The sequence below is a fragment of the Klebsiella sp. JN_Kp126 genome, from assembly GCF_033843325.1.
Lineage (GTDB): Bacteria > Pseudomonadota > Gammaproteobacteria > Enterobacterales > Enterobacteriaceae > Klebsiella > Klebsiella michiganensis.
On the sequence record NZ_JAWXQV010000044.1, the window covers coordinates 35,901 to 61,231 of the forward strand.

The 25,331-nt window shown below is 56.4% G+C and carries 27 protein-coding genes and 1 pseudogene; 22 read left to right on the forward strand and 6 right to left on the reverse strand.

The features are described from left to right. Nucleotides 1-23: 23 nt before the first annotated feature. On the reverse strand, nt 24-386 hold the full coding sequence (gene queD, locus SIK97_RS04500) for a 6-carboxytetrahydropterin synthase QueD (RefSeq protein WP_004853637.1): 363 nt from the start codon (nt 384-386) through the stop codon (nt 24-26). A 430-nt stretch (nt 387-816) separates the two neighbouring features. On the opposite strand from queD, the gene cysJ reads away from it, so the two are divergent. From cysJ to SIK97_RS04520, 4 genes and pseudogenes are all read left to right on the forward strand, one after another. Further along, nucleotides 817-2,616 carry an NADPH-dependent assimilatory sulfite reductase flavoprotein subunit gene (gene cysJ, locus SIK97_RS04505; protein WP_025106432.1) on the forward strand — a complete coding sequence of 600 codons (1,800 nt, stop codon included), beginning with the start codon at nt 817-819 and terminating at the stop codon, nt 2,614-2,616. Further along, nucleotides 2,616-4,328, forward strand: coding sequence for an assimilatory sulfite reductase (NADPH) hemoprotein subunit (cysI, locus tag SIK97_RS04510; protein ID WP_057173790.1), 1,713 nt, complete (start codon nt 2,616-2,618; stop codon nt 4,326-4,328). The genes cysJ and cysI overlap by 1 nt, the downstream gene beginning before the upstream one ends. A 98-nt stretch (nt 4,329-4,426) precedes the next feature. Continuing rightward, complete coding sequence (gene cysH, locus SIK97_RS04515) at nt 4,427-5,161, forward strand: phosphoadenosine phosphosulfate reductase (protein WP_014226592.1); 735 nt, start codon at nt 4,427-4,429, stop codon at nt 5,159-5,161. Nucleotides 5,162-5,356: 195 nt separating this feature from the next. Next, nucleotides 5,357-6,397, forward strand: a pseudogene (locus SIK97_RS04520) (CRISPR-associated endonuclease Cas3''); the annotation flags it as partial. 196 nt (nt 6,398-6,593) lie between these two features. Here SIK97_RS04520 and SIK97_RS04525 read toward each other — a convergent pair. Together SIK97_RS04525 and SIK97_RS04530 are read right to left on the reverse strand one after the other, a co-directional pair. Then, complete coding sequence (locus SIK97_RS04525; RefSeq protein ID WP_162934496.1) at nt 6,594-6,746, reverse strand: hypothetical protein; 153 nt, start codon at nt 6,744-6,746, stop codon at nt 6,594-6,596. Nucleotides 6,747-6,782: 36 nt separating this feature from the next. Beyond that, nucleotides 6,783-7,838, reverse strand: coding sequence for an aminopeptidase (locus SIK97_RS04530; RefSeq protein WP_057173789.1), 1,056 nt, complete (start codon nt 7,836-7,838; stop codon nt 6,783-6,785). Nucleotides 7,839-8,084: 246 nt separating this feature from the next. Here SIK97_RS04530 and cysG point away from each other — a divergent pair, with 246 nt between their 5' ends. The 13 genes from cysG (at nt 8,085) to rpoS (ending at nt 19,302) form a co-directional block, all read left to right on the forward strand. Then, the gene (cysG, locus tag SIK97_RS04535) at nt 8,085-9,491 is read left to right on the forward strand and encodes a siroheme synthase CysG (protein ID WP_192831091.1); all 1,407 of its coding nucleotides are present in this window, start codon (nt 8,085-8,087) and stop codon (nt 9,489-9,491) included. Nucleotides 9,492-9,500: 9 nt separating this feature from the next. Next, complete coding sequence (cysD, locus tag SIK97_RS04540; RefSeq protein WP_004104981.1) at nt 9,501-10,409, forward strand: sulfate adenylyltransferase subunit CysD; 909 nt, start codon at nt 9,501-9,503, stop codon at nt 10,407-10,409. 9 nt (nt 10,410-10,418) lie between these two features. Continuing rightward, nucleotides 10,419-11,846 carry a sulfate adenylyltransferase subunit CysN gene (gene cysN / locus SIK97_RS04545; RefSeq protein WP_032751037.1) on the forward strand — a complete coding sequence of 476 codons (1,428 nt, stop codon included), beginning with the start codon at nt 10,419-10,421 and terminating at the stop codon, nt 11,844-11,846. After that, nucleotides 11,846-12,451 (forward strand): adenylyl-sulfate kinase, encoded by a 606-nt coding sequence (gene cysC, locus SIK97_RS04550; protein WP_004853621.1) that lies wholly within the window; start codon nt 11,846-11,848, stop codon nt 12,449-12,451. Before cysN ends, cysC begins: the two co-directional genes overlap by 1 nt. Nucleotides 12,452-12,504: 53 nt before the next feature. After that, nucleotides 12,505-12,831 carry a DUF3561 family protein gene (locus SIK97_RS04555; RefSeq protein WP_014839365.1) on the forward strand — a complete coding sequence of 109 codons (327 nt, stop codon included), beginning with the start codon at nt 12,505-12,507 and terminating at the stop codon, nt 12,829-12,831. Between the two features lie 140 nt (nt 12,832-12,971). Further along, the gene (gene ftsB, locus SIK97_RS04560) at nt 12,972-13,289 is read left to right on the forward strand and encodes a cell division protein FtsB (protein WP_004104977.1); all 318 of its coding nucleotides are present in this window, start codon (nt 12,972-12,974) and stop codon (nt 13,287-13,289) included. A gap of 19 nt (nt 13,290-13,308) precedes the next feature. After that, nucleotides 13,309-14,019: a 2-C-methyl-D-erythritol 4-phosphate cytidylyltransferase gene (ispD, locus tag SIK97_RS04565; protein WP_004853617.1), complete on the forward strand. Its 711-nt coding sequence runs from the start codon at nt 13,309-13,311 to the stop codon at nt 14,017-14,019. After that, nucleotides 14,019-14,498 carry a 2-C-methyl-D-erythritol 2,4-cyclodiphosphate synthase gene (gene ispF, locus SIK97_RS04570; RefSeq protein WP_004853615.1) on the forward strand — a complete coding sequence of 160 codons (480 nt, stop codon included), beginning with the start codon at nt 14,019-14,021 and terminating at the stop codon, nt 14,496-14,498. Before ispD ends, ispF begins: the two co-directional genes overlap by 1 nt. After that, nucleotides 14,495-15,544, forward strand: coding sequence for a tRNA pseudouridine(13) synthase TruD (truD, locus tag SIK97_RS04575; RefSeq protein WP_014226586.1), 1,050 nt, complete (start codon nt 14,495-14,497; stop codon nt 15,542-15,544). The genes ispF and truD overlap by 4 nt, the downstream gene beginning before the upstream one ends. Continuing rightward, nucleotides 15,525-16,286 carry a 5'/3'-nucleotidase SurE gene (surE, locus tag SIK97_RS04580; RefSeq protein WP_049103728.1) on the forward strand — a complete coding sequence of 254 codons (762 nt, stop codon included), beginning with the start codon at nt 15,525-15,527 and terminating at the stop codon, nt 16,284-16,286. The genes truD and surE overlap by 20 nt, the downstream gene beginning before the upstream one ends. Further along, on the forward strand, nt 16,280-16,906 hold the full coding sequence (locus SIK97_RS04585; RefSeq protein ID WP_009651549.1) for a protein-L-isoaspartate(D-aspartate) O-methyltransferase: 627 nt from the start codon (nt 16,280-16,282) through the stop codon (nt 16,904-16,906). Before surE ends, SIK97_RS04585 begins: the two co-directional genes overlap by 7 nt. Nucleotides 16,907-17,088: 182 nt before the next feature. Next, on the forward strand, nt 17,089-18,150 hold the full coding sequence (nlpD, locus tag SIK97_RS04590) for a murein hydrolase activator NlpD (protein WP_223852525.1): 1,062 nt from the start codon (nt 17,089-17,091) through the stop codon (nt 18,148-18,150). A 159-nt stretch (nt 18,151-18,309) separates the two neighbouring features. Next, the gene (rpoS, locus tag SIK97_RS04595; RefSeq protein WP_004104962.1) at nt 18,310-19,302 is read left to right on the forward strand and encodes an RNA polymerase sigma factor RpoS; all 993 of its coding nucleotides are present in this window, start codon (nt 18,310-18,312) and stop codon (nt 19,300-19,302) included. A 65-nt stretch (nt 19,303-19,367) separates the two neighbouring features. On the opposite strand, the gene SIK97_RS04600 is transcribed toward rpoS, so the two are convergent. Further along, a complete protein-coding gene (locus SIK97_RS04600; RefSeq protein ID WP_032751032.1) occupies nt 19,368-19,745 on the reverse strand; it encodes a DUF4440 domain-containing protein in 378 nt (125 codons plus the stop codon). Further along, nucleotides 19,742-20,956 carry an MFS transporter gene (locus SIK97_RS04605; RefSeq protein WP_047722996.1) on the reverse strand — a complete coding sequence of 405 codons (1,215 nt, stop codon included), beginning with the start codon at nt 20,954-20,956 and terminating at the stop codon, nt 19,742-19,744. The genes SIK97_RS04600 and SIK97_RS04605 overlap by 4 nt, the downstream gene beginning before the upstream one ends. Nucleotides 20,957-21,063: 107 nt before the next feature. Between SIK97_RS04605 and SIK97_RS04610 the strand changes: the two genes are divergently transcribed. Next, a complete protein-coding gene (locus SIK97_RS04610) occupies nt 21,064-21,951 on the forward strand; it encodes a LysR family transcriptional regulator (protein WP_047722997.1) in 888 nt (295 codons plus the stop codon). On the opposite strand, the gene SIK97_RS04615 is transcribed toward SIK97_RS04610, so the two are convergent. Continuing rightward, a complete protein-coding gene (locus tag SIK97_RS04615; RefSeq protein ID WP_032751029.1) occupies nt 21,948-22,364 on the reverse strand; it encodes a MarR family winged helix-turn-helix transcriptional regulator in 417 nt (138 codons plus the stop codon). The two genes, SIK97_RS04610 and SIK97_RS04615, sit on opposite strands and share 4 nt — an antisense overlap. Before the next feature lie 169 nt (nt 22,365-22,533). On the opposite strand from SIK97_RS04615, the gene SIK97_RS04620 reads away from it, so the two are divergent. The 4 genes from SIK97_RS04620 (at nt 22,534) to SIK97_RS04635 (ending at nt 25,291) form a co-directional block, all read left to right on the forward strand. After that, nucleotides 22,534-23,127 carry a non-oxidative hydroxyarylic acid decarboxylases subunit B gene (locus tag SIK97_RS04620; protein ID WP_032751028.1) on the forward strand — a complete coding sequence of 198 codons (594 nt, stop codon included), beginning with the start codon at nt 22,534-22,536 and terminating at the stop codon, nt 23,125-23,127. Then, nucleotides 23,127-24,554, forward strand: a complete 1,428-nt coding sequence (locus SIK97_RS04625) for a non-oxidative hydroxyarylic acid decarboxylases subunit C (RefSeq protein ID WP_057173788.1) — start codon at nt 23,127-23,129, stop codon at nt 24,552-24,554. Before SIK97_RS04620 ends, SIK97_RS04625 begins: the two co-directional genes overlap by 1 nt. 10 nt (nt 24,555-24,564) lie before the next feature. Further along, nucleotides 24,565-24,801: a non-oxidative hydroxyarylic acid decarboxylases subunit D gene (locus tag SIK97_RS04630; RefSeq protein ID WP_057173787.1), complete on the forward strand. Its 237-nt coding sequence runs from the start codon at nt 24,565-24,567 to the stop codon at nt 24,799-24,801. Nucleotides 24,802-25,138: 337 nt separating this feature from the next. Continuing rightward, nucleotides 25,139-25,291 carry a Hok/Gef family protein gene (locus SIK97_RS04635; RefSeq protein ID WP_009651623.1) on the forward strand — a complete coding sequence of 51 codons (153 nt, stop codon included), beginning with the start codon at nt 25,139-25,141 and terminating at the stop codon, nt 25,289-25,291. The last annotated feature ends 40 nt before the right edge of the window (nt 25,292-25,331 follow it).

Sequence of the window (25,331 nt, forward strand, 5' to 3'; positions counted from 1 at the left end):
GTCTTATTCAGCTAAAGGCACTATCACTCGCCGCGATAGACGCAGCCCGCGGTGCAGGTTTCTTTGATCATCACCGCGCTCAGCAGCGGTACCCGCGGTTTCATCTGCTCCCAGATCCATTTTGCCAGCACTTCGCTGGTCGGATTGGACAGCCCGGGAATATCATTCAGGTAGTAATGGTCGAGGCGATCGTAGATGGGTTTAAACGCGGCCTTCAGCTCGGCAAAATCCATGATCCACCCGGTATGGGGATCGACTTCACCGGTAATCTCCAGGCGCACCATAAAAGAGTGGCCGTGCAGGCGACCGCACTTATGACCTTCCGGCACGTGCGGCAGGTGGTGAGCGGCTTCAAAGGTGAAATCTTTAAACAGCGTGGTGGACATCTTTTCTTCTCAATATGGCAAAAAACCGCCGTAGGGTACCGGAAAGCACATTTTTTCGCATTAACTAAAACGGCCCTGAGCGGAAAATAGCCACATTCATCCAGCCTGTTCAAATTAATTGCCTATATTTCATGGGCTTATTTAATCGATTTTGTTGTTAATAACTATAACTAAAACAGGTTAGTCCATTTGGTTATTTGTTATTTCCATCCTTTATTTAGTTGTTACTATTTGCACCGTTAACCTACTCACTCGTCATACTTCGAGCCGCATGTGCGTTGGCAATAACTCGGCCCAGCCTTGGGCTTTGCCCTGATGGGCGCTGTGTCGCTGCCTGCAACTCGAATTATTTAGAGTAAATACATTATCTTCTGTTTATCACGCTGACAGGGCGTGAATCACAGCTTTGCTTACTGGAACATAACAACGCATGACGACACAGGCCCCACCTTCCAATTTGCTACCGCTGAGTCCGGAGCAAATGGCGCGCCTTCAGGCGGCCACGACTGACTTCACGCCCACCCAGCTGGCCTGGGTTTCCGGCTATTTTTGGGGGGTGCTGAACCAGCAGCCCGGCGCAGCGGTTGTTGCGCCAGCCCAGGCGGCTGAAGTACCGTCCATTACCCTGATTTCGGCATCGCAAACCGGCAACGCCCGCCGCGTCGCTGAAGCGCTGCGCGACGATCTGCAGGCCGCGCAGCTGAACGTGAAGCTGGTCAACGCAGGCGACTATAAATTCAAACAAATTGCCTCCGAAAAGCTGCTGGTCGTGGTGACGTCAACGCAGGGTGAAGGTGAGCCGCCGGAAGAAGCCGTCGCGCTGCATAAATTCCTGTTTTCGAAGAAAGCGCCGAAGCTGACCGATACCGCATTTGCCGTGTTTGGCCTCGGCGATACCTCCTATGAATTCTTCTGCCAGTCCGGCAAAGATTTTGATAATAAGCTGGCCGAACTGGGCGGCGAACGCCTGCTCGACCGGGTTGATGCTGATGTAGAGTATCAGGCCGCCGCCGCCGAATGGCGCGCTCGGGTGGTTGAGGCGCTGAAAGCGCGCGCCCCTGCCGCCGTCCCGTCTCAGCTGATTGCCAGCGGATCGGTGAACGAGATCCACACCAGCCCCTATACCAAAGAAGCGCCGCTGACCGCGACGCTGGCGGTGAATCAAAAAATTACCGGTCGCGATTCTGAAAAAGATGTGCGCCATATTGAAATCGACCTCGGCGACTCCGGCCTGCGCTATCAGCCGGGCGATGCGCTGGGCGTCTGGTACCAGAACGATCCGGCTCTGGTGAAAGAGCTGGTAGAGCTGCTGTGGCTGACGGGCGAGGAGCCGGTCACGGTTGACGGCAAAACGCTGCCGCTCGCCGAAGCGCTGGAGTGGCACTTCGAGCTGACGGTCAACACCGGTAACATCGTGGAAAATTATGCCACCTTAACCCGCAGCGAATCCCTGCTGCCGCTGGTGGGCGATAAGGCACAGCTCCAGCATTACGCCGCGACCACGCCGATTGTCGATATGGTGCGTTTCTCCCCGGCGCAGCTGGATGCACAGGCGCTGGTCGACCTGCTGCGCCCGCTGACCCCGCGACTGTACTCGATCGCTTCTTCGCAGGCGGAAGTGGAAAGCGAAGTCCACGTCACCGTTGGCGTGGTGCGTTATGACATCGAAGGCCGCGCTCGGGCCGGTGGCGCTTCCAGCTTCCTGGCTGACCGCGTCGAAGAAGATGGCGAAGTGCGCATCTTCATCGAGCATAACGATAACTTCCGTCTGCCTGCCAACCCGCAGACGCCGGTGATCATGATTGGCCCCGGCACCGGCATCGCGCCGTTCCGCGCTTTTATGCAGCAGCGCGCGGCGGAAGGCGCGGAAGGGAAGAACTGGCTGTTCTTCGGCAACCCGCACTTTACCGAAGATTTCCTTTATCAGGTGGAGTGGCAAAGCTACGTCAAAGAAGGCGTGCTGAGCCGCATCGACCTGGCCTGGTCCCGCGATCAACAACAAAAAGTCTACGTTCAGGACAAGCTGCGCGAGCAGGGGGCCGAACTGTGGCGCTGGATTAACGACGGCGCCCATATTTATGTCTGCGGCGATGCCAATCGTATGGCAAAAGACGTTGAGCAGACGTTGCTGGAAGTGATTGCCGAATACGGCGCGATGGACGCCGAAGCGGCGGACGAATTTTTAAGTGAGCTGCGCGTTGAGCGCCGTTATCAGCGAGATGTCTACTAATGAGCGAAAAACATCCAGGCCCGCTGGTGGTCGAAGGTAAACTGACTGACGCCGAGCGCATGAAGCTCGAAAGCAACTACCTGCGCGGCACCATTGCGGAAGATTTGAACGACGGCCTGACCGGCGGTTTTAAAGGTGATAACTTTCTGCTGATCCGTTTTCACGGTATGTACCAGCAGGATGACCGCGATATCCGCGCCGAGCGCGCGGCGCAGAAGCTGGAGCCGCGTCACGCGATGCTGCTGCGCTGCCGCCTGCCGGGCGGGGTGATCACCACCAAACAGTGGCAGGCGATCGATAAATTCGCCGCCGATAACACCATCTACGGCAGTATCCGTCTGACCAACCGTCAGACCTTCCAGTTCCACGGCATTCTGAAGAAGAACGTCAAGCCGGTGCACCAGATGCTGCATTCGGTCGGGCTGGACGCGTTGGCCACCGCCAACGATATGAACCGTAACGTGCTGTGTACCTCTAACCCGTACGAGTCCCAGCTGCATACTGAAGCCTACGAATGGGCGAAGAAGATCTCCGAGCACCTGCTGCCGCGCACGCGCGCCTACGCCGAGATCTGGCTGGATCAGAAGAAAGTCGCCACCACCGATGAAGAGCCGATCCTCGGTCAGACCTATCTGCCGCGTAAGTTCAAAACGACCGTAGTGATCCCGCCGCAGAACGATATCGATCTGCACGCGAACGATATGAACTTCGTGGCCATCGCTGAAAACGGCAAGCTGGTCGGCTTCAACCTGCTGGTCGGCGGCGGTTTATCGATTGAGCACGGCAATAAGAAAACCTACGCCCGTACGGCGAGCGAGTTTGGCTATCTGCCGCTGGAGCACACTCTGGCGGTGGCGGAAGCGGTGGTCACGACCCAGCGCGACTGGGGTAACCGTACCGATCGTAAAAATGCGAAAACCAAATACACCCTCGAACGCGTTGGCGTTGAGACCTTTAAGGCGGAAGTGGAACGTCGGGCGGGCATCAAGTTTGAGCCGATCCGTCCGTACGAATTCACCGGCCGCGGCGATCGTATCGGCTGGGTGAAGGGTATCGACAATAACTGGCATCTGACGCTGTTTATTGAAAATGGTCGTATCCTTGATTATCCGGGTCGTCCGCTGAAAACCGGCCTGCTGAAGATTGCGAAGATCCACAAAGGCGAATTCCGCATTACGGCGAACCAGAACCTGATTATTGCCAGCGTACCGGAAGATCAGAAGGCGAAGATCGAGAAGCTGGCCCGCGATCACGGCCTGATGAACGCCGTCACGCCGCAGCGCGAAAACTCTATGGCCTGCGTGTCGTTCCCGACCTGCCCGCTGGCGATGGCGGAAGCCGAGCGTTTCCTCCCGTCGTTTACCGATAAAGTCGAGGCGGTGATGAGCAAACATGGCGTTGGCGACGAGCATATCGTTACCCGCGTTACCGGCTGCCCGAACGGCTGCGGCCGCGCGATGCTGGCGGAAGTGGGGCTGGTCGGTAAAGCGCCGGGCCGCTATAACCTGCACCTTGGCGGCAACCGCAGCGGGACGCGTATTCCGCGTATGTATCGGGAAAATATTACCGAGTCGGAAATTCTCGATTCGATCGACGAACTGGTAGGGCGCTGGGCGAAAGAGCGTGAAGCGGGTGAAGGCTTCGGCGACTTTACGGTGCGTGCGGGCATCATTCGCCCGGTGCTCGACCCAGCCCGTGATTTCTGGGAATAACATCCAGGTGCCCGGTGGCGAGCAGCGATCCGGGCCTGTGGGTTTTGTAGGCCGGGCAAACGCAGTACCGCCCGGCGAAACAGGCAAGCGAGGTTCTTATGTCCGTACTCGATCTAAACGCGCTGAACGCATTACCGAAGGTCGATCGTGTTTTGCAGCTGGCGGAAACCAATAGCCAGCTGGAAAAGCTGAGCGCGGAAGCGCGCGTCGCGTGGGCGCTGGAAAACCTGCCGGGCGAATATGTGCTCTCTTCGAGCTTTGGTATTCAGGCGGCGGTGAGCCTGCATCTGGTCAATCAGGTGCGCCCGGATATTCCGGTCATTCTGACCGATACCGGCTATCTGTTCCCGGAAACCTACCAGTTTATCGACGAGTTAACGGACAAACTCAATCTGAACCTGAAGATCTATCGGGCGAAGGAGAGCGCCGCCTGGCAGGAGGCGCGCTACGGTAAGCTGTGGGAGCAGGGCGTTGAGGGTATTGAAAAGTACAATGATATTAACAAGGTCGAGCCAATGAACCGGGCGCTGGAAGAGCTGAATGCGCAAACCTGGTTTGCGGGCCTGCGCCGCGAGCAGTCCGGCAGTCGCGCCCACCTGCCGGTGCTGGCGATCCAGCGCGGCGTGTTTAAGGTGCTGCCGATCATCGACTGGGATAATCGTACCGTCTATCAGTATCTGCAAAAGCACGGCCTGAAGTATCACCCGCTGTGGGATCAGGGCTATTTGTCGGTGGGGGATACCCACACCACCCGGAAATGGGAGCCGGGGATGGCGGAGGAAGAAACGCGCTTCTTTGGTCTGAAAAGAGAGTGCGGGCTGCACGAAGGTTAAGATGAGTCCCGGCGCTGCCGGGATTTTTTCCTGAATTGTTAATTAATTATTTGATGTCTTTATAATTATTAATAATTAATATTTGTTATCAATTTCATCGCAAAGATCAAATATTTTTGATGTAAATCATTTCTCTTATTTTGCAGTGTGAACATACTTGAATAAATACGCCTGCTAAATGGAACAATAGAGATAATGTTCAATTATTGGGGGAAATCCCGGCGCGGAGAGGATGATGGCGGTGATGATTATCACTTGCTGTGCTGGCATTCGCTGGATGTTGCAGCCGTTGGCTATTGGATGGTGCAGCATAATATCCATGGCATTAATGATTATCTTAACAAACTGGGGCTTCATCATAGAATTCAGGCGGCACAATTTTTTGCATGGCTACTATGCTGGCATGATATTGGAAAGTTTGCCCACTCTTTTCAGCAGCTTTATCGTCATGAAGAGTTAAATGCGCAGGACGAATATATAAAATATTATGAAGCCATCCCGCATGCGACTCTGGGGTATTGGCTCTGGAATGATTATTTAAGCGAGTGCCCTGAACTTTTCCCCGAATCCCCTCTTTCTGCTCGTAAGTTAAAGCGCGTCATTGCGCTTTGGATGCCCCTTACGACAGGACATCATGGGCGACCGCCTTCTTCAGTAACAGAACTAAAAAATTTTCGTCAGCAGGATAAAGAAGCGGCCCGTGATTTTCTTACCAGGGTTAAATCATTATTTCCACTGATTGAGATTCCTGAGTTTTGGGATGATGATAACGGTATTGCGTTTTTTAAAGATCTCTCATGGTTTATTTCCGCTACGATAGTACTGGCTGACTGGGTTGGTTCTTCAACCCGATATTTCCCCCGAATTACAAAATCGATGGAGGTCGATGAATACTGGCAACAGCATGCGCTGGTTAAAGCGAAAGTAGCCGTAACCGTTTTCCCACCTTCCTCTGACGTTGCCTCTTTTAGCGGAATAACGGCGTTATTTCCCTTTATTCAACAGCCCACCCCATTGCAGCAAAAAACGCTTGAGCTGGATATTGATAAACAAGATCCGCAATTATTTATTCTTGAAGATGTGACTGGTGCTGGAAAAACAGAGGCTGCGCTTATTTTGACACATCGTCTGATGGCTACGGGAAAGGCGCAGGGGCTCTATTTTGGTCTGCCGACGATGGCGACGGCAAATGCCATGTTCGATCGTATGTCGGAGAGCTGGCTGGCGTTGTATCGTGTTCCCCGCGCCAGCGGGGATAAACCGGAGTTAGAATAATGGCTGTTATTTCTGGCATTGTGTTCCCCGCGCCGCCATCCTTATTATCCTGTACTTTATTTTTTCCAGCATTCTTTAGTGTGGCAAAGTCCGCTTCCAGGTAATACTTGCCAAATTTTGGGCTCATGGGAACAGTGCGCCGTTTTTAACATAGCGCTTATACCGATGTTTTACCGATGCTGGGTTCCGAGCCCAAATCCAACCCGTCCTGCCAGACGCGCTGCCAGATATAAACCTGGCTGTCGGCGATGGATCGCGCGCTGACAGCCAGTAGCAGTAACAACGGTATTAAAAAATGAAAACGCATCATGGCGACAGTCCTTGTTGCCGGATTTTTATCGTTAGTCTATTTTGAGGCGGGTCTCTTCTCCGCCTTCGCCAGCTCTTTCACCAGCGGCAGCATCACTTTCATCACATCGCGTCCGCGATGCTCAATACGCCCCGGCAGCGCTTTATCAATATACTGCAGGTTATCCAGCTGTACATCATGCCAGCTCGTGCCCTGCGGGAAGCTGCGTGATTTACTCCGCTGCTGATAACCGTCTTTCTTACCTAATGACCAGTTGGTCGCTTCCACCGACAGTACCGGGATCCCGGCGCTATCAAAAACGCTGGCGTCGTTGCAGCAGCCGGTGCCTTTCGGGAAGTCCCGGTTCATCCCAGGATTGGTGAAGGCCGCTATGCCGTGGCTACGGGCGATAGCCAGCGCCCGGTCGCGGGTGAGCTTGCGCACCGATGCTGGCGTGCTGCGGCCGCTATTAAAGTACAGCTTATCGCCCACCACCAGGTTATCGAGATTAATCACCAGCAGGGTGTTTTTCTTTTCCGCGTCGCTCATGCGCTTAAGCAGATTCTGCGCACCCAGCCGGCCTTCTTCTTCACCGCTGGTGGCGACGAAGCGAATACCGTAACGGGTAGGAACGTTCTTTAACTGTTCAGCAAGTTCCAGCATGACGCCGAGACCCATCGCGTTGTCGTCTATCCCCTGCAGGGTCAGGCCGCCGAGGTTGTTTTCAACATCTTTATCGCTCTGCGGCGCGTAGGTATCCAGGTGCGCCATGATAATAATCTGCTGACGAGATTGGCCTTCATGAGCGGCGATCACCGTACTGCCGGTGGCGTTATGCCAGTTTTTACGCTGATTGCTATCGGTATAGACGTAACGGATATTGAAGCTGCGCACATCGCTCTGGTAACCCATCTGGGCGAACTGCTGGCGGAGATAATCGGCCGACAGCATCTCGGCCGGCGTGCCGGTCATTCTTCCGGGATAAAAGGTGGCGATATGACGAGCCTGGGCATTGGCGGTTTCGCCCGGGGCGCTGAATGCCGGGGCGGCGGAGAAGACAAAACCTGCGCCCAACGCCAGGGGGAGCAGGCGACGGCACAATGCGGAAAACATAGGGGGTCCTTTAGCACTTAAAACAATTTCACCCGCGTAGTATGAAACTGTGACCGGGGTTAAACAATTTCAATCGCTCTTAAATGGTGGAAAAACCGCGTGTTAAGCACTTTTTGATATTTGCTTTCCCAGGTCGTTATTCTTTTGAGTAACAACTCATTCCATTTCGTAATTTCATTTGCTCTAAACCGCACCCTATAGTCGCTCTATTGCTGATTGTAAGAGAGTTGTTGCGCAGTGGAATACTTGCCGATATTTGCCGAAGTGAAAGACAGACCCGTGCTGGTGATCGGCGGCGGCGAGATAGCCGCGCGTAAGATTACGTTTTTGCTGCGCGCTGAAGCGAAGGTGCAAATTGTCGCCGAAACGTTGATACCGGAACTTGCCGAAAAGGTCGAGCGCGAGGAAATTCAGTGGCGGGCAACCGTATTCGAAGAGCAGCAGCTTGACGACGTATTCCTGGTGATTGCCGCCACGGAAGATGACGAGCTGAACCAACGCGTTTATGTCGCGGCTAACGCGCGCTATCGGCTGGTCAACGTCGTGGATAATCAGGCGCTGTGCTCGTTTGTCTTTCCATCCATTGTCGATCGTTCTCCGCTGCTGGTGGCTATCTCTTCCAGCGGAAAAGCGCCGGTGCTGTCGCGGATTTTGCGCGAAAAAATCGAAGCGCTGCTGCCCACCAACCTGGGTCGGCTGGCTGAAACGGCGAGCTACTGGCGTCACCATATTAAAACCCATCTGAAAACCACCGCCGAACGCCGCCGCTTTTGGGAGCGCGTGTTTACCGGTCGCTTTGCCAGCCTGATTCTGGCGGGCAATAAAGATGAAGCGGAAAAAGCGCTGGAAGATGAACTTCTTCAGCCGGAAAAACGCCCTGGTGAAATTATTCTCGTCGGGGCAGGGCCAGGCGATGCCGGATTGCTGACCCTGCGCGGCCTGCAGGCCCTTCAGCAGGCGGACGTGGTGTTTTACGACAACCTGGTCACCCCGGAAGTACGTGAACTGGTGCGCCGGGACGCGGAGACAATCTGCGTCGGCAAAAGCGCCGCCGGCGTATCTGTACCGCAGCAGGAGATCAACCGCCTGCTGCTGGAAGCGGCGAAAGCGGGCAAGACGGTGATTCGCCTGAAGGGCGGTGACCCGTTTATTTTTGGCCGCGGCGGTGAAGAGCTGCAGGCCGCAGCCGAAGCAGGCATTCCGTTTCAGGTCGTCCCGGGTATCACGGCGGCGGCGGGCGCAACGGCCTATGCCGGTATTCCGCTGACGCATCGTGATTATGCCCAGAGCGTAACCTTTATTACCGGGCACTTTGGCGCTGAAAATTCGCCGCTCGACTGGGCGCGGCTGGCGCAAAGCGGCCAGACCCTGGCGATTTATATGGGCAGCCTGAAAGCGGCGGAAATCAGCGCCCAGCTGATCGCCAACGGCCGCGGAGGCGATACCCCGGTGGCGGTAATCTCGCGCGGCACTCGCGCCGATCAGCAAACGAAGACCGGCACATTACAACAGCTTGAAAACCTGGCGAAAGACGCCCCGATGCCCGCGCTGCTGGTGGTGGGTGAAGTGGTGCAATTACATCAACAGCTCGCCTGGTTTCAACACACCTCATCCTCAGACGCCTTTAAGGCTTCTGTAGTAAATCTGGCTTAAGGAACGGTTATGGACCAAAAACGACTTACTCACCTGCGGCAACTGGAGGCGGAAAGCATCCATATCATTCGTGAGGTGGCCGCCGAATTCTCTAACCCGGTGATGATGTACTCCATCGGCAAAGACTCCAGCGTGATGCTGCATCTGGCGCGTAAAGCGTTTTATCCGGGCACCCTGCCGTTCCCGCTGCTGCACGTCGATACCGGCTGGAAATTCCGCGAAATGTACGAGTTCCGTGACCGTACAGCTAAAGCCTACGGCTGTGAGCTGCTGGTGCACAAAAACCCGGAAGGGGTAGCGATGGGGATTAACCCGTTCGTTCACGGCAGCGCCAAGCATACCGATATCATGAAAACCGAAGGCCTCAAGCAGGCGCTGAACAAATACGGCTTCGATGCCGCGTTCGGCGGCGCCCGTCGCGATGAAGAGAAATCCCGCGCTAAAGAGCGTATTTACTCCTTCCGCGACCGCTTCCACCGCTGGGATCCGAAAAACCAGCGCCCGGAGCTGTGGCACAACTATAACGGCCAGATTAACAAGGGCGAAAGTATCCGCGTGTTCCCGCTCTCCAACTGGACCGAGCTGGACATCTGGCAGTACATCTATCTGGAAAATATTGAAATTGTTCCGCTGTACCTGGCGGCGGAGCGTCCGGTGCTGGAGCGCGACGGGATGCTGATGATGATCGATGACGATCGCATCAATTTACAGCCCGGCGAGATGATCAAAAAACAGATGGTACGCTTCCGCACCCTCGGCTGCTGGCCGCTGACCGGCGCGGTGGAGTCCAATGCGCAAACGCTGCCGGAGATCATCGAAGAGATGCTGGTCTCGACCACCAGCGAACGACAGGGGCGCGTGATTGACCGCGACCAGGCAGGCTCCATGGAGCTGAAGAAACGTCAGGGTTATTTCTAAGGAGCCGCCATGAATACGACTATTGCACAACAAATTGCCAATGAAGGCGGCGTTGAAGCCTACCTGCATGCCCAGCAGCACAAAAGCCTGCTGCGCTTTTTGACCTGCGGCAGCGTCGACGACGGCAAAAGTACGCTGATTGGCCGCCTGCTGCACGATACCCGTCAGATTTACGAAGATCAGCTCTCTTCGCTGCATAACGACAGCAAACGTCACGGTACCCAGGGCGAAAAACTCGATCTGGCGCTGCTGGTGGACGGTCTGCAGGCCGAGCGTGAGCAGGGCATTACCATTGACGTCGCCTATCGTTACTTCTCAACCGAGAAGCGCAAATTTATTATCGCCGACACCCCGGGACACGAACAGTATACCCGCAACATGGCGACCGGCGCGTCAACCTGCGACCTGGCGATCCTGCTGATCGACGCGCGCAAAGGCGTGCTCGATCAAACCCGTCGTCACAGCTTTATCTCCACGCTGCTGGGGATCAAACACCTGGTGGTGGCGGTGAACAAAATGGACCTCGTCGATTTTAACGAAGATACCTTTAACACCATTCGTGAAGCGTATCTGACCTTTGCTGAACAGCTGCCAGGCGATCTCGACATTCGCTTTGTCCCGCTTTCCGCGCTTGAAGGGGACAACGTCGCCAGCCAGAGCGATAAAATGCCGTGGTACAGCGGCCCTACGCTGCTGGAAGTGCTGGAAACCGTTGAGATTCAGCGCGTGGTGGAAAGCCAGCCGCTGCGCTTCCCGGTGCAGTACGTCAACCGCCCGAACCTCGACTTCCGCGGGTTCTCAGGTACGGTTGCCGCCGGCAGCGTGAGCGTAGGACAGCGCCTGAAAGTGCTGCCGTCGGGGGTAGAATCCACCGTGGCGCGCATCGTCACCTTTGACGGCGATCTGCCGGAAGCGGCGGCCGGGGAAGCTATCACTCTCGTGCTGAAGGATGAAATTGATATCAGCCGCGGTGACCTGCTGGTGGACGCGACGGTCTCTCTGCCTGCGGTACAAAGCGCCAGCGTTGATGTGGTATGGATGGCGGAGCAGGCCCTAACGCCTGGCCAGAGCTATGACATTAAAATCGCCGGTAAGAAAACCCGCGCCCGCGTGGATGGCGTACGCTACCAGGTTGATATTAACAACCTGACCCAGCGCGAAGTGGAATCGCTGCCGCTCAACGGCATTGGGCTGGTGGATCTGACTTTCGACGAGCCGCTGGTGCTGGATAAATACCAGGATAACCCGGTCACCGGGGGCCTGATTTTTATCGATCGTTTGACCAACGTGACCGTTGGCGCAGGGATGGTACGCGAACCGAACGAGCAGGCTCAGGCAGGCGCTTCGCAATACAGCGCGTTTGAGCTTGAGCTGAACCAGCTTATTCGCAAGCACTTCCCGCACTGGGACGCCCGCGACCTGCTGGGAGGCAAGTAATGGCCCGACATGACGAAAACGTCGTCTGGCACGCACATCCTGTCACGCAGGCGCAGCGCGAGCAGCATCATGGCCATCGCGGCGTGGTGCTGTGGTTCACCGGGCTTTCGGGCTCGGGGAAATCCACCGTTGCCGGCGCGCTGGAAGAGGCGCTGCATCGGCTCGGCGTGAGCACCTATTTGCTGGATGGCGATAACGTGCGTCACGGCCTGTGCAGCGATCTTGGCTTCAGCGACGACGACCGCAAAGAAAACATTCGCCGGGTGGGTGAAGTGGCGAAGCTGATGGTGGATGCCGGGCTGGTAGTATTGACTGCGTTTATATCACCGCATCGCGCAGAGCGGCAGATGGTGCGCGAACGTTTGGGCGAAGGGCGCTTTATTGAAGTCTTTGTCGATACGCCGCTGGCGATCTGCGAAGCGCGGGATCCGAAAGGGCTGTACAAGAAGGCACGGGCCGGGGAGCTGCGCAACTTTACCGGAATTGATTCAGTGTATGAATCCCCGGAGCGCGCCGAAATTCACCTCGACGGTGAACAATTGGTAACAAATTTGGTGCACCAATTATTAGACCTGCTACGACAGAGCGATATTATCAGATCCTGAAACGGCAGCGGCATCATCACAGGATGCCGATCGCCAGGTCAACAGGATTCGATATGCGCAATACCCAGAACATCAGTATTATTCGTTCAGAACCGCCGCCGGCAGTCAGCGACGAGACCACCTGGTCTCTGTCGGGCGCTGCCGTTGGCTTTATTTCATGGCTGCTGGCGCTGGGTATTCCCTTCCTGATCTATGGCAGTAACACGCTATTTGTCTTCCTCTACACCTGGCCGTTCTTCCTGGCATTAATGCCGGTTGCCGTCGTGGTTGGCATCGCGCTGCATTCGCTGATGGACGGCAAACTTCAGTACAGCGTCTGCGCGACGATTTTAACCGTCGGACTGATGTTCGGTCTGCTGTTCCTCTGGCTACTGGGGTAGTCCTTTCTACGAATGAATCTAGCCTGGGTATCAACGGTAAAAATGTGGTACAGTCCCCGCGTTACGCGGCGTCGTCCGCGCGCCAGAGTAGAGAACTCGGGCGAGTTATGGGATGATGATGCCGTTTTTCAGGGGGCAGGATGGGTAAACTAACGCTGCTGTTATTGGCTTTGCTGGTCTGGCTGCAGTACTCGCTATGGTTCGGCAAAAATGGTCTGCACGACTATAGCCGGGTTAACGACGATGTCTCCGCGCAGCAGGCAACGAACGCTAAATTAAAAGCACGCAACGATCAGCTGTTCGCCGAAATTGACGACCTCAACGGCGGTCAGGAAGCTATCGAAGAGCGCGCGCGCAATGAACTCAGTATGACCCGCCCGGGCGAAACGTTTTATCGTCTGGTGCCGGATGCGTCAAAACGCAACCAGGCCGCGGGGCAACAGCAGAATAATCGATAAACAGGCCCAGGATTACAACATGGCAGCCACTTTTCCGGGCGTTTGCGCCGTGGTGCCGGCAGCCGGTTTTGGCCGCCGAATGCAAACGGAATGCCCTAAACAATATCTCTCAATCGGTAACAAAACGATTCTCGAGCACGCGGTCGCCGCGCTGCTGGCAAACCCCCTTATACAGCGGGTGGTGATTGCCGTCAGCCCGGGCGACGTTCGCTTCAGCCAACTGCCGTTGGCGAACCACTCCCAAATCACCGTTGTTGATGGCGGCACGGAACGCGCGGACTCCGTTCTCGCTGGCCTGAAGGTTCTTGGCGAAGCCGACTGGGTGCTGGTGCACGATGCCGCGCGCCCCTGCCTGCACCAGGACGATCTCAGCCGCCTGCTTCAGCTATGCCAAACCAGCCGTACGGGCGGCATTCTGGCCGCTCCGGTTCGCGACACGATGAAGCGCGCGGAGCCGGGCAGGGCTGCCATCGCCCATACCGTTGAACGTAACGATTTATGGCACGCGCTGACGCCGCAATTTTTCCCTCGCGAACTGCTTGTTGATTGCCTGACGCGGGCGCTTAATGAAGGGGCGACCATCACCGACGAAGCCTCGGCGCTGGAGTACTGCGGCTTTCATCCTGAACTGGTCGCCGGACGAGCTGATAATATTAAAGTGACGCGCCCGGAAGACCTGGCGCTGGCCGAATTTTACCTTACCCGTTCCCGACACCAGGAGAAGGCTTAATGCGAATTGGACACGGTTTTGACGTACACGCTTTTGGCGGTGAAGGCCCAATCATCATCGGCGGCGTGCGCGTACCCTACGAGAAAGGGCTGCTGGCCCACTCCGACGGCGACGTCGCGCTGCACGCGCTGACCGATGCGCTGCTCGGCGCGGCGGCGCTGGGCGACATCGGCAAGCTGTTCCCGGATACCGACCCGGCCTTTAAGGGCGCCGACAGCCGCGAACTGCTGCGCGAAGCGTGGCGGCGGATTCAGGCGAAAGGCTATACCCTTGGCAACGTTGACGTCACCATTATCGCCCAGGCGCCAAAAATGCTGCCGCATATTCCCCAGATGCGCATCTTTATTGCCGAAGATCTCGGTTGCCATATGGACGATGTTAACGTCAAAGCTACCACCACGGAAAAGCTGGGCTTTACCGGTCGCGGCGAAGGCATTGCCTGTGAAGCGGTGGCGCTGCTGCGTAAGGCGGAGAAATGATCGCTTTTGACGAACTCACTTATCTGCATGGAAAACCGCTGAGCCAGGGGCTGCTAAAAGCCAACCCGGAGGACTTTGTGGTGGTTGAGGATCTCGGCTTTGCGCCTGACGGCGAAGGCGAGCATGTGCTGGTGCGTATTCTGAAAAACGGCTGCAATACCCGTTTTGTTGCTGACGCGCTGGCAAAATTCCTTAAAATTCATGCGCGTGAAGTGAGCTTTGCCGGGCAGAAGGACAAACACGCGGTGACTGAACAGTGGCTGTGCGCCCGAGTGCCGGGCAAAGAGATGCCCGACCTGAGCAAATTTCAGCTTGAAGGCTGTCAGGTACTGGAGTACGCGCGCCACAAGCGCAAGCTGCGCCTCGGGGCGTTGAAGGGGAACCAGTTTACGCTGGTGCTGCGCGAAATCAGCGATCGCGACGATGTCGAAACGCGTTTACAGGCGATTGCTGAGCATGGCGTACCCAACTATTTTGGCGCCCAGCGCTTCGGTATCGGCGGCAGTAATCTGCTGGGGGCGCTGCGCTGGGCCGAGAGCGGCGCGCCGGTGCGCGATCGCAATAAACGCAGTTTTTGGTTGTCGGCGGCCCGCAGCGCATTGTTTAATCAACAGGTTGGTATTAGATTAAAAAAACCGGAATTTAATCAGGTTGTTGATGGCGATGCGCTACAATTAGCGGGGCGCGGAAGCTGGTTCGTTGCGGCCTCTGAAGAACTGACGGAACTCCAGGCGCGGGTAGATAACCGCGAGCTGATGATTACCGCTGCGCTTGTGGGCAGCGGCGACTGGGGAAGCCAACGGGATGCGCTGGCCGCCGAGCAGGCGGCAGTGGTCGAAGAGACGCAGCTACAGGCGCTGCTGGTGCGTGAAAAAGTAGAGGCCGCCCGCCGGGCGATGCTGCTTTATCCCCAGCAGATGAGCTGGAACTGGTGGGATGACGTTACCGTTGAACTGCGTTTCTGGCTGCCCGCGGGCAGCTTCGCCACCAGCGTAGTAAGGGAGCTTATCAATACAACGGGTGACTATGCGAATATTGCTGAGTAACGATGATGGGATTCATGCGCCGGGCATTCAGACCCTGGCAAAGGCCTTACGGGAATTCGCTGAGGTTCAGATAGTTGCACCCGATCGTAACCGCAGCGGAGCGTCGAACTCCCTGACGCTGGAATCTTCGCTTCGTACTTTCACTTTTGATAACGGCGATATCGCCGTACAGATGGGCACGCCGACGGACTGTGTTTATCTCGGGGTCAACGCCCTGATGCGGCCGCGTCCGGATATCGTGGTTTCCGGCATTAACGCCGGACCCAACCTCGGTGACGACGTCATCTATTCCGGCACCGTTGCCGCCGCGATGGAAGGCCGTCATCTGGGCTTTCCGGCGCTGGCCGTCTCGCTAAACGGCTATCAGCATTACGATACCGCTGCCGCGGTCACCTGCTCTATTCTGCGCGCTTTAGGCCGCGAGCCGCTGCGCACCGGGCGCATTCTCAATATCAACGTGCCGGATCTGCCTCTTGAGCAGATCAAAGGTATCCGCGTGACCCGCTGCGGCAGTCGCCATCCTTCCGACCAGGTGATCCCGCAAAAAGATCCGCGCGGCAATACGCTGTACTGGATCGGACCGCCGGGCGAAAAGTACGACGCCGGGCCGGATACCGACTTTGCCGCCGTGGATGAAGGCTATGTGTCGGTCACGCCGCTACACGTCGATTTAACCGCCCACGGCGCGCATGAGGTGGTTAGCGACTGGCTGGATCGCGTTGGAGTTGATACGCAATGGTAAGTAAACGTGTTGAAAGTCTTCTCAATCAGCTCCGCACGCAGGGCATTATTGACGAGCGCGTGCTGAACGCGATCGCCATGGTGCCGCGAGAAAAGTTTGTTGATGAAGCCTTTGAACATAAGGCGTGGGAAAACACGGCGCTGCCGATTGGTCAGGGGCAAACCATCTCGCAACCCTACATGGTGGCGCGGATGACCGAGCTTCTGACGCTAACGCCGGAGTCCCGGGTGCTGGAAATCGGCACCGGTTCTGGCTATCAGACGGCGATTCTGGCGCATCTGGTGCATCACGTTTGCTCGGTTGAGCGAATTAAGAGTTTGCAGTGGCATGCGCGCCGTCGTCTTAAACAACTTGATTTACATAATGTTTCAACCCGTCACGGCGATGGATGGCAGGGTTGGCAGGCGCGTGCGCCGTTCGACGCGATTATCGTTACCGCCGCGCCGCCGGAAATTCCGGCCGCGCTGCTGGCGCAGCTGGACGATGGCGGCGTACTGGTGCTGCCGGTTGGCGAAGAGCATCAGTTCCTGAAGCGGATCCGTCGGCGCGGCAACGAGTTTGTCATTGATACTGTCGAAGCCGTGCGCTTTGTTCCCCTCGTGAAGGGGGAGTTAGCCTGAACCCGGATTATTCCAGGTTTTTTTGCCTGCATTTAGGCATAGGGTGGACGCATTTTTCGTGTCCTGGCCGGGCGCCGTCCGGTGAGCAAGATATTGGTAGTTAACATATTCCTGGGGGATAAATGAGCGCGGGAAGCCCAAATTTTACCTTAAGCCGCATTGCGGCTTTATCACTGGTGTCACTGTGGCTGGCAGGCTGCAGCAGCTCCAACAATCCGCCTGCGCCGGTCAGCTCGGCTGGCGGGACTTCGTCTTCCAGCACGAATTCCGGAATGCTGATCACGCCTCCATCCAATAACGTTCCGCAGGCGCGCCCGGTACAAACGCAGCCGGTGCAGACGCAGCCCGCTCAGGTTCAGCCGATGGCTCAGGAGCCGGTACAAACGGTGAACGGCAAAATTGTCTACAACCGTAAGTATGGGGATATTCCGAAAGGTAGCTATACCGGCGGCAGTACCTATACTGTTAAACGCGGCGACACGCTATTCTATATTGCGTGGGTCACCGGGAACGACTTCCGCGACCTGGCGCAGCGTAATAATATCCCGGCGCCGTACGGTCTGAACGTGGGTCAGACGCTGCAGGTTGGCAACGCGTCCGGTCAGCCAATCACCGGAGATAACCCTGTCGCCCAGGCCAGCGTGAAGGCCAGCAGCGGCGGGATGTTAACCGCAAATTCTGCACAAAAATCCACCGCGGTGGTTGCGTCCCAACCAACTATTACGTATTCTGAATCTTCAGGTGAACAGAGTGCTAATAAGATGTTGCCGAATAACAAGCCTGCGACGACGACAACAACCGTCGCGCCTGTTACGGCCCCGGCTGTCAGCACAACCCAATCGACTGCAAGCAGTACGTCAACCAGTTCGCCGATCTCTTCATGGCGCTGGCCGACTGATGGCAAGGTTATCGAGAACTTTAGTGGTGCCGAAGGTGGCAATAAAGGTATTGATATTGCAGGCAGTAAAGGACAGGCTATTGTCGCGACCGCAGATGGGCGCGTCGTCTATGCCGGTAACGCACTGCGCGGTTACGGTAATCTTATTATCATCAAACACAACGATGATTACCTGAGCGCCTACGCACATAACGATACGATGCTGGTAAAAGAGCAACAAGATATCAAGGCGGGGCAGAAAATCGCTACCATGGGTAGCACAGGTACAAGTTCTACACGTTTGCATTTTGAAATTCGTTACAAGGGGAAATCCGTCAACCCGCTGCAGTATTTACCGCAGCGATAATTTGGCAAAGTACGGATAAGCTCAGTATCGCTAAAAGAGGCGCCAGGGCGGCCAGAATGCCTGCTTTACCGGGGCAGAAAAGGTTCTCGTCCGGGCGTCTTTTAAGTGATGTTTAGCGGAAGGTGCTTTGCTCAGGGATCACGGGTAGGAGCCATCTTTATGAGTCAGAATACGCTGAAAGTTCATGATTTAAATGAAGACGCGGAATTTGATGAGAACGGAGTCGAGGTTTTTGATGAGAAAGCCTTAGTTGAAGAGGAACCCAGTGATAGCGATCTGGCTGAGGAAGAGCTTCTTTCGCAGGGAGCAACCCAACGGGTGCTCGATGCGACGCAGCTTTATCTTGGAGAGATTGGTTATTCCCCACTGCTGACGGCCGAAGAAGAGGTTTATTTTGCGCGTCGCGCGCTGCGTGGTGACGTTGCGTCACGCCGCCGGATGATCGAAAGTAACCTGCGTCTGGTCGTCAAGATAGCCCGCCGTTACGGCAATCGCGGTCTGGCTCTGCTGGATCTGATTGAAGAAGGTAACCTGGGGCTGATTCGCGCAGTTGAGAAGTTTGACCCGGAACGTGGGTTCCGTTTTTCGACTTACGCGACCTGGTGGATTCGCCAAACGATTGAACGGGCGATCATGAACCAAACCCGTACCATTCGTTTACCTATCCATATCGTCAAAGAGCTGAACGTTTATCTGCGTACCGCACGCGAGTTGTCCCATAAGCTGGACCACGAGCCAAGCGCGGAAGAGATAGCCGAACAGCTGGATAAGCCAGTTGATGACGTGAGCCGGATGCTGCGTCTGAACGAGCGCATTACCTCGGTGGATACACCGCTGGGCGGCGACTCGGAAAAAGCGCTGCTGGATATTCTGGCCGATGAAAAAGACAACGGCCCGGAAGACACCACGCAGGACGATGATATGAAACAAAGCATCGTCAAATGGCTGTTCGAACTGAACGCCAAGCAGCGTGAAGTGCTGGCTCGTCGCTTTGGTCTGCTCGGCTATGAAGCCGCGACGCTTGAGGATGTGGGCCGCGAAATTGGCCTGACCCGCGAACGCGTGCGTCAGATCCAGGTAGAAGGTCTCCGCCGTCTGCGGGAGATCCTGCAAAGCCAGGGGCTGAACATCGAAGCGCTGTTCCGCGAGTAAGACACCTTTCTTAAAAAAGGCTCAATCCTTTGATTGGGCCTTTTTCTTTTTTGGGCCTCCGTCGCTTACGCGATCGCCGTCTCGTGGAGGTGCCGCCAGATGATTTTCTCTTCCTGCAGACGGAAAAGAACCGTCGACCAGCGCGCGGTTTCCGCTTTGCCTGGGAGAGCGTGTGTTTCCCGGTAGCTCACCGCTGCGCCATCGCGCCATTCGGCAAGTATGGCGGCACTATCGACGACAATCTTTAAGCCCGGACGGCTGGCGCGAGCCCCGTGAAAAAAGGCGCTGACCGCCTGATGATCCATGCGCATACCGTTTATCGGGATCATGGTAAAGTCCGGGCTAAAGCGACGCATCAGCGCGTCGGCGCTCCCGTCCCCCTGATTCAGCCAGTTTTCTATAGCCACGTGGGCCGCAATAACTTCCGCAATATAGCGATTCATTTGTTCTCCATTTTACCGTGCAGGCGCATGATTATCGCCCGGTTATCGAAGGTAAGGCAGCCCAGCAGCGGCGCCAGGGTCAACGCGGCGGCGGCGATAAATACGCCACGCCACGCCTGCGGCGTTGGCCAGTAAAGCAAAAAGGCGCTCAGTAAGGCTGCCAGTAGCGCAGATCCCATCAGGAAACTGAGCTGGCGGTTAAGATTCCACAGCGCGCTGGCGTCCGGCATATCGCCGTTCGCCACATTCAGAAACGCGCTGCTCTGGGCCGTACTGCTGCACAGGCTGCCGCCTGCGCCCATGAATATAAATGCCGCGATTAGCATACTGCTGGCGGTATGCGCATTGACGCCAGCCAGGGTGACGATCCCGACAGCCTGGAGAAGGCAGCCGACCGCGATAAGCGGGCGGGGGCCGAGACGATTGAAATAGCGGCCGGTCGTCGCGATCGCCACAAACGAAGCCAGCGACCACGGAAGCATCAGGGCGCCGATGGCGGAGGGCGACATCCCCGTCACGCTTTGTAAATAAAACATCCCGACGACATTGATGCCAATAAAAGTCCCCGGCACGCAGAGATAGACCAGCATTGAAAAGCGCAGCAGCGGATCGCGCAGTAGCGAGAGACGCAGGAGTCCCCCCGGCCGCGCGACGCGTGTCTCATCCTTAATCCACAGCGCTGCCAGTCCGAACGTCAGCAGCGCGATCGGCAGGCTGGCAAAGAAAACCCAGCGCCAGCTGAGCGACTGCACCAGCACCCCGCCGATCGCCGGCGAGCACGCCGGCGCCAGCAGCCCGACCAGCATCACCGCGGCGGAAAGTTTCGCCCGCTCATGAGGCCTGAACTGTTGCCAGGTTAGCGACTGGCCTAGCGGAATCAATAGTCCGCCGCCCATCCCCTGCAGGGCGCGCCACATGACAAGGCTGGTCAACGAGTCGGCCATTCCTGCGGCCAGAGCCCCAAAGCTAAATATGCTGAGCGAAAGCAGGAATACCCGCCGGGTACCAAACTGCTGGCTGAGCCAGGCGCTAAACGGCAGTACCAGCGTGAGCCCGGCAATATAGCCATTGCTGACCCACGCCAGTTCGCCCACCGACGCGTGCAGCGTTCGGCTCATCGCCGGAAAGGCGACGCTGGCGATGAACATATTGATTAAGTCGAGAAAGAAACCCAGCAGAAAAACGGTTGCGACCTTGCTGCGATACGTCATTGATTAAACCCCCCGTGAAGGCCGCTACTGTAAACCTCAGCGTCAGGGCGAATAAACACGACATTCGGAGATATACTGTCTGAAATTTTTTGACAATTGGCGGCGCGATGCTGAACCTGCAGCGGATGAACATGTTTGTAGCGGTGGTCGATAGCGGAAGTTTTACCGCGGCGGCGACGGCGCTGGGGCAGACCAAGGCGGTGGTGAGTTTCAACATTCGCCAGCTGGAGAGCGAGCTGGGGGTTACGCTGCTGTTGCGATCGACCCGTCGGCTGACGCTGACGGAAGCCGGTTCGCTCTTCTATCATCGCGGGGTCGTGCTGCTGAAAGCGGCGGAAAACCTGCAGGACGACGTCCGGGGCAGCCACGTGGGGTTGAGCGGTGAACTGCGGATCACAACGACGCCAGAATATGGCGCGCAGGTGATTATCCCGGCGCTGGCGGAGTTCAGCCAGCGGCATCCAGCGCTCCGCGTGCGCCATGTTTCTTCTTCTCACCACGCGGATTTAATCTCCGAACGGTTTGACGTGGCGATTCGCCTCGGGACGCTGGCGGATTCGCGCTACCGCGCGGCGCTGATATCGCGTTTTGCCATCGTCCCGGTTGCTGCCCCATCATGGCTGGCGCAGCATCCTGTAAAGACGCTTGAGGAGCTGGCCCACGCGGCGTGGATTATTCATGAACGTCTGACCGCACCGCTCCGCTGGCCGCTTACCGGGCCCGATGAGGAGAGCATCGCCTTCGAGATTAAACAGGCGCCGCGGCTGTCGGCAGATAGCGCCAGCGCGCTGATGGCCTTTGCGCTGGCGGGCAGCGGCATCGCGCTGCTGCCCGAATGGCTGGTGGCCGCAGCGCTGGCAGACAGCGCGCTGGTGAAGGTGATGCCGGCGTTTAGCTTTCCGCGCCAGGGGGTGTACGCGGTTTACCCGGACGCGCAGCACGTTCCCGTCAGGGTCCGGGCGTTTATTGATTTTCTCCGCGAGCGCCTGGGTTAATTGGGTTCTCGCGCTACCAGCTTGTGGATGATTTGCGAAAACTGCTGCCGTTCTTCATCGTTCAGCCGACCTAAAAATTCTTCATCAACGGCGTTACCCAGCGGCATTGAGCTTGCCAGTAGCGCTTCGCCTTCTGCGGTTAAATAGACAAACCGACGGCGTTTGTCCGCCGGATCGTGTTCGCGACGAACCAGACCGCGGCTCTCCATTCGGCTCAGCATCTCCGCAAGCGTCGCTTTTGTGCTGACCGCCGCTTCCGTTAGCGTCACCTGTTCAATGCCGGGATGTTCGGCAATGGAACGCATCACCGCATACTGCGGTTTGGTGAGGTCCGGCAGTTCAAGCTGCCAGCGGGCGGTGTGCTGCTGAAAAAGCTGGCGTAGCAGGTGAAACGCCTCGTTTTTTAACTCCATGACAACTCCGTAATCAACCCGTCGGCTCTATGATAGCCGTTCGGGAGGCGTTTTAGCATTTTTCCTGTTTTGATGAAAAATGCGGCCGTGTACGAACGCACTTGCACGAAAAGCTTATCAAGGGTAGTTTTAATAAAAACGTTCGTGTACGAACAATTGTGAGGCGATGATGAAGCTAATCCTAGGGATGACCGGAGCGACGGGCGCTCCGCTGGGCGTGGCGCTGCTCAAAGCGCTTCGAGAGATGCCGGAAGTGGAAACGCATCTGGTGATGTCAAAGTGGGCCAAAACCACCATTGAGCTGGAAACGCCTTACAGCGCCCGTGAAGTGGCTGCGCTGGCCGATTTCTCGCACAGTCCGGCGGACCAGGCCGCCGTCATCTCATCGGGTTCATTTCGTACCGACGGCATGATCGTTATCCCCTGCAGTATGAAAACGCTGGCGGGTATCCGTGCCGGTTATGCCGAGGGGCTGGTGGGGCGGGCCGCGGACGTGGTGCTGAAAGAGGGGCGTAAGCTGGTGCTGGTGCCGCGTGAAATGCCGTTGAGCACGATCCATCTGGAAAACATGCTGGCCCTGTCACGCATGGGTGTGGCGATGGTGCCGCCCATGCCCGCTTATTACAACCATCCCAAAACCATTGAGGACGTCACTGACCACGTTGTCACGCGGGTGCTGGATCAGTTCGGTCTGGAGTATCACAAAGCGCGCCGCTGGAGCGGGTTGCGGGCGGTAGAGAATGTATCACAGGAGAATGAATAATGGCTTTTGATGATTTGCGCAGCTTTTTGCAGGCGCTGGACGACCAGGGGCAACTGCTGAAAATTAGCGAAGAAGTGAACGCGGAGCCGGATCTGGCCGCGGCGGCAAACGCGACCGGGCGCATCGGCGATGGCGCCCCCGCGCTGTGGTTTGACAATATTCGCGGTTTTACCGATGCGCGCGTGGCAATGAACACCATCGGTTCCTGGCAGAACCACGCTATCTCGCTGGGGCTGCCGCCGAATACGCCGGTGAAAAATCAGATCGACGAATTTATTCGTCGTTGGGATAAATTCCCGGTAACGCCGGAGCGGCGGGCAAACCCGGCGTGGGCGGAAAATACCGTTGACGGCGAGGCGATTAATCTGTTCGATATTCTGCCCCTGTTCCGTCTCAATGACGGCGACGGCGGCTTTTATCTCGACAAAGCCTGCGTGGTTTCTCGCGATCCTCTCGACCCGGACAATTTTGGTAAGCAAAACGTCGGCATTTACCGTATGGAGGTGAAGGGCAAACGTAAACTCGGCCTGCAGCCGGTACCTATGCACGATATCGCTCTGCATCTGCACAAAGCGGAAGAGCGCGGTGAAGACCTGCCGATTGCCATTACCCTGGGTAACGATCCGATTATCACCCTGATGGGCGCCACGCCGCTGAAATACGATCAGTCGGAATATGAGATGGCCGGCGCGCTGCGTGAAAGCCCGTACCCAATCGCCACCGCGCCGCTGACCGGCTTCGACGTACCGTGGGGGTCAGAGGTGATCCTCGAAGGGGTGATTGAAAGCCGCAAGCGCGAAATTGAAGGCCCGTTCGGCGAATTTACCGGCCACTACTCGGGCGGCCGTAATATGACGGTGGTGCGTATCGATAAGGTTTCTTACCGCAGCAATCCGATTTTCGAGTCCCTCTATCTCGGTATGCCGTGGACCGAGATCGACTACCTGATGGGCCCGGCCACCTGCGTACCGCTGTATCAGCAGCTGAAGGCCGAGTTCCCGGAGGTGCAGGCCGTCAACGCGATGTACACCCACGGCCTGCTGGCGATTATCTCCACCAAAAAACGCTACGGCGGCTTTGCCCGCGCGGTGGGTCTGCGGGCGATGACCACGCCGCACGGCCTGGGCTACGTGAAGATGGTGATCATGGTTGATGAAGACGTCGACCCGTTCAACCTGCCGCAGGTGATGTGGGCGCTGTCGTCGAAGGTCAACCCGGCGGGTGACCTGGTGCAGTTGCCGAATATGTCGGTCCTGGAGCTTGATCCAGGCTCCAGCCCGGCGGGGATCACCGACAAACTGATTATCGACGCCACCACGCCGGTTGCGCCCGATCTGCGCGGCCACTACAGCCAGCCGGTACAGGATCTTCCTGAAACCAAAGCCTGGGCTGAAAAACTGACCGCCATGCTGGCCAACCGTAAATAAGGAGAAGAAGATGATTTGTCCACGCTGCGCCGATAAACATATTGAAGTGCTGGCAACATCGCCGGTAAAAGATGTCTGGATGGTATTTCAGTGCCAGCACTGTTTCTACACCTGGCGGAATACTGAACCGCTACGCCGCACCAGCCGGGAACATTATCCGGAAGCGTTCCGCATGACCCAAAAGGATATCGATGACGCGCCAATGGTGCCTCATATTCCGCCGCTGCTGGCGGAAGATAAACGCTAAAATCAACGGGCCCGCTTAGTCGGGCCTTTTTATATTTAGTTAATCAATGCAAAATATTTATTAATTAAATTTTCAAATTGCATAAAAGGTTAATAGAGCAGATACGTTTGCGAGCCTTCTTCCAGTTTATAATAAAATCAACGGGTTTGATAAATTACCGATAAGTTTCGCGGCCGGGAAAATATAGAATAGCGGCGGGTGCTTGAGGCTATCTGGCTTTGAGCATTGACAAGGATTCAGATAGACGAAAGCCCCAGAAGATATTTCTATCAACCGAGGCTGGCGTATGAACCCTAACAATTCAGATGTTAGTCTCTTCTTTGCAGGGAGGCAAGACATGCTAACAAAATATGCCCTTGTGGCAATCGTTGTACTGTGTATTACGGTACTGGGATTTACGCTTTTGGTGCGCAGCTCGCTGTGCGAACTCAGTATTAAAGAGCGTAGTATGGAGTTTAAAGCTGTTCTCGCTTACGAATCGAAGAAATAGCATCAGCGCGGGGGGCAACCCCGCGTATTGGTTGTCAGGA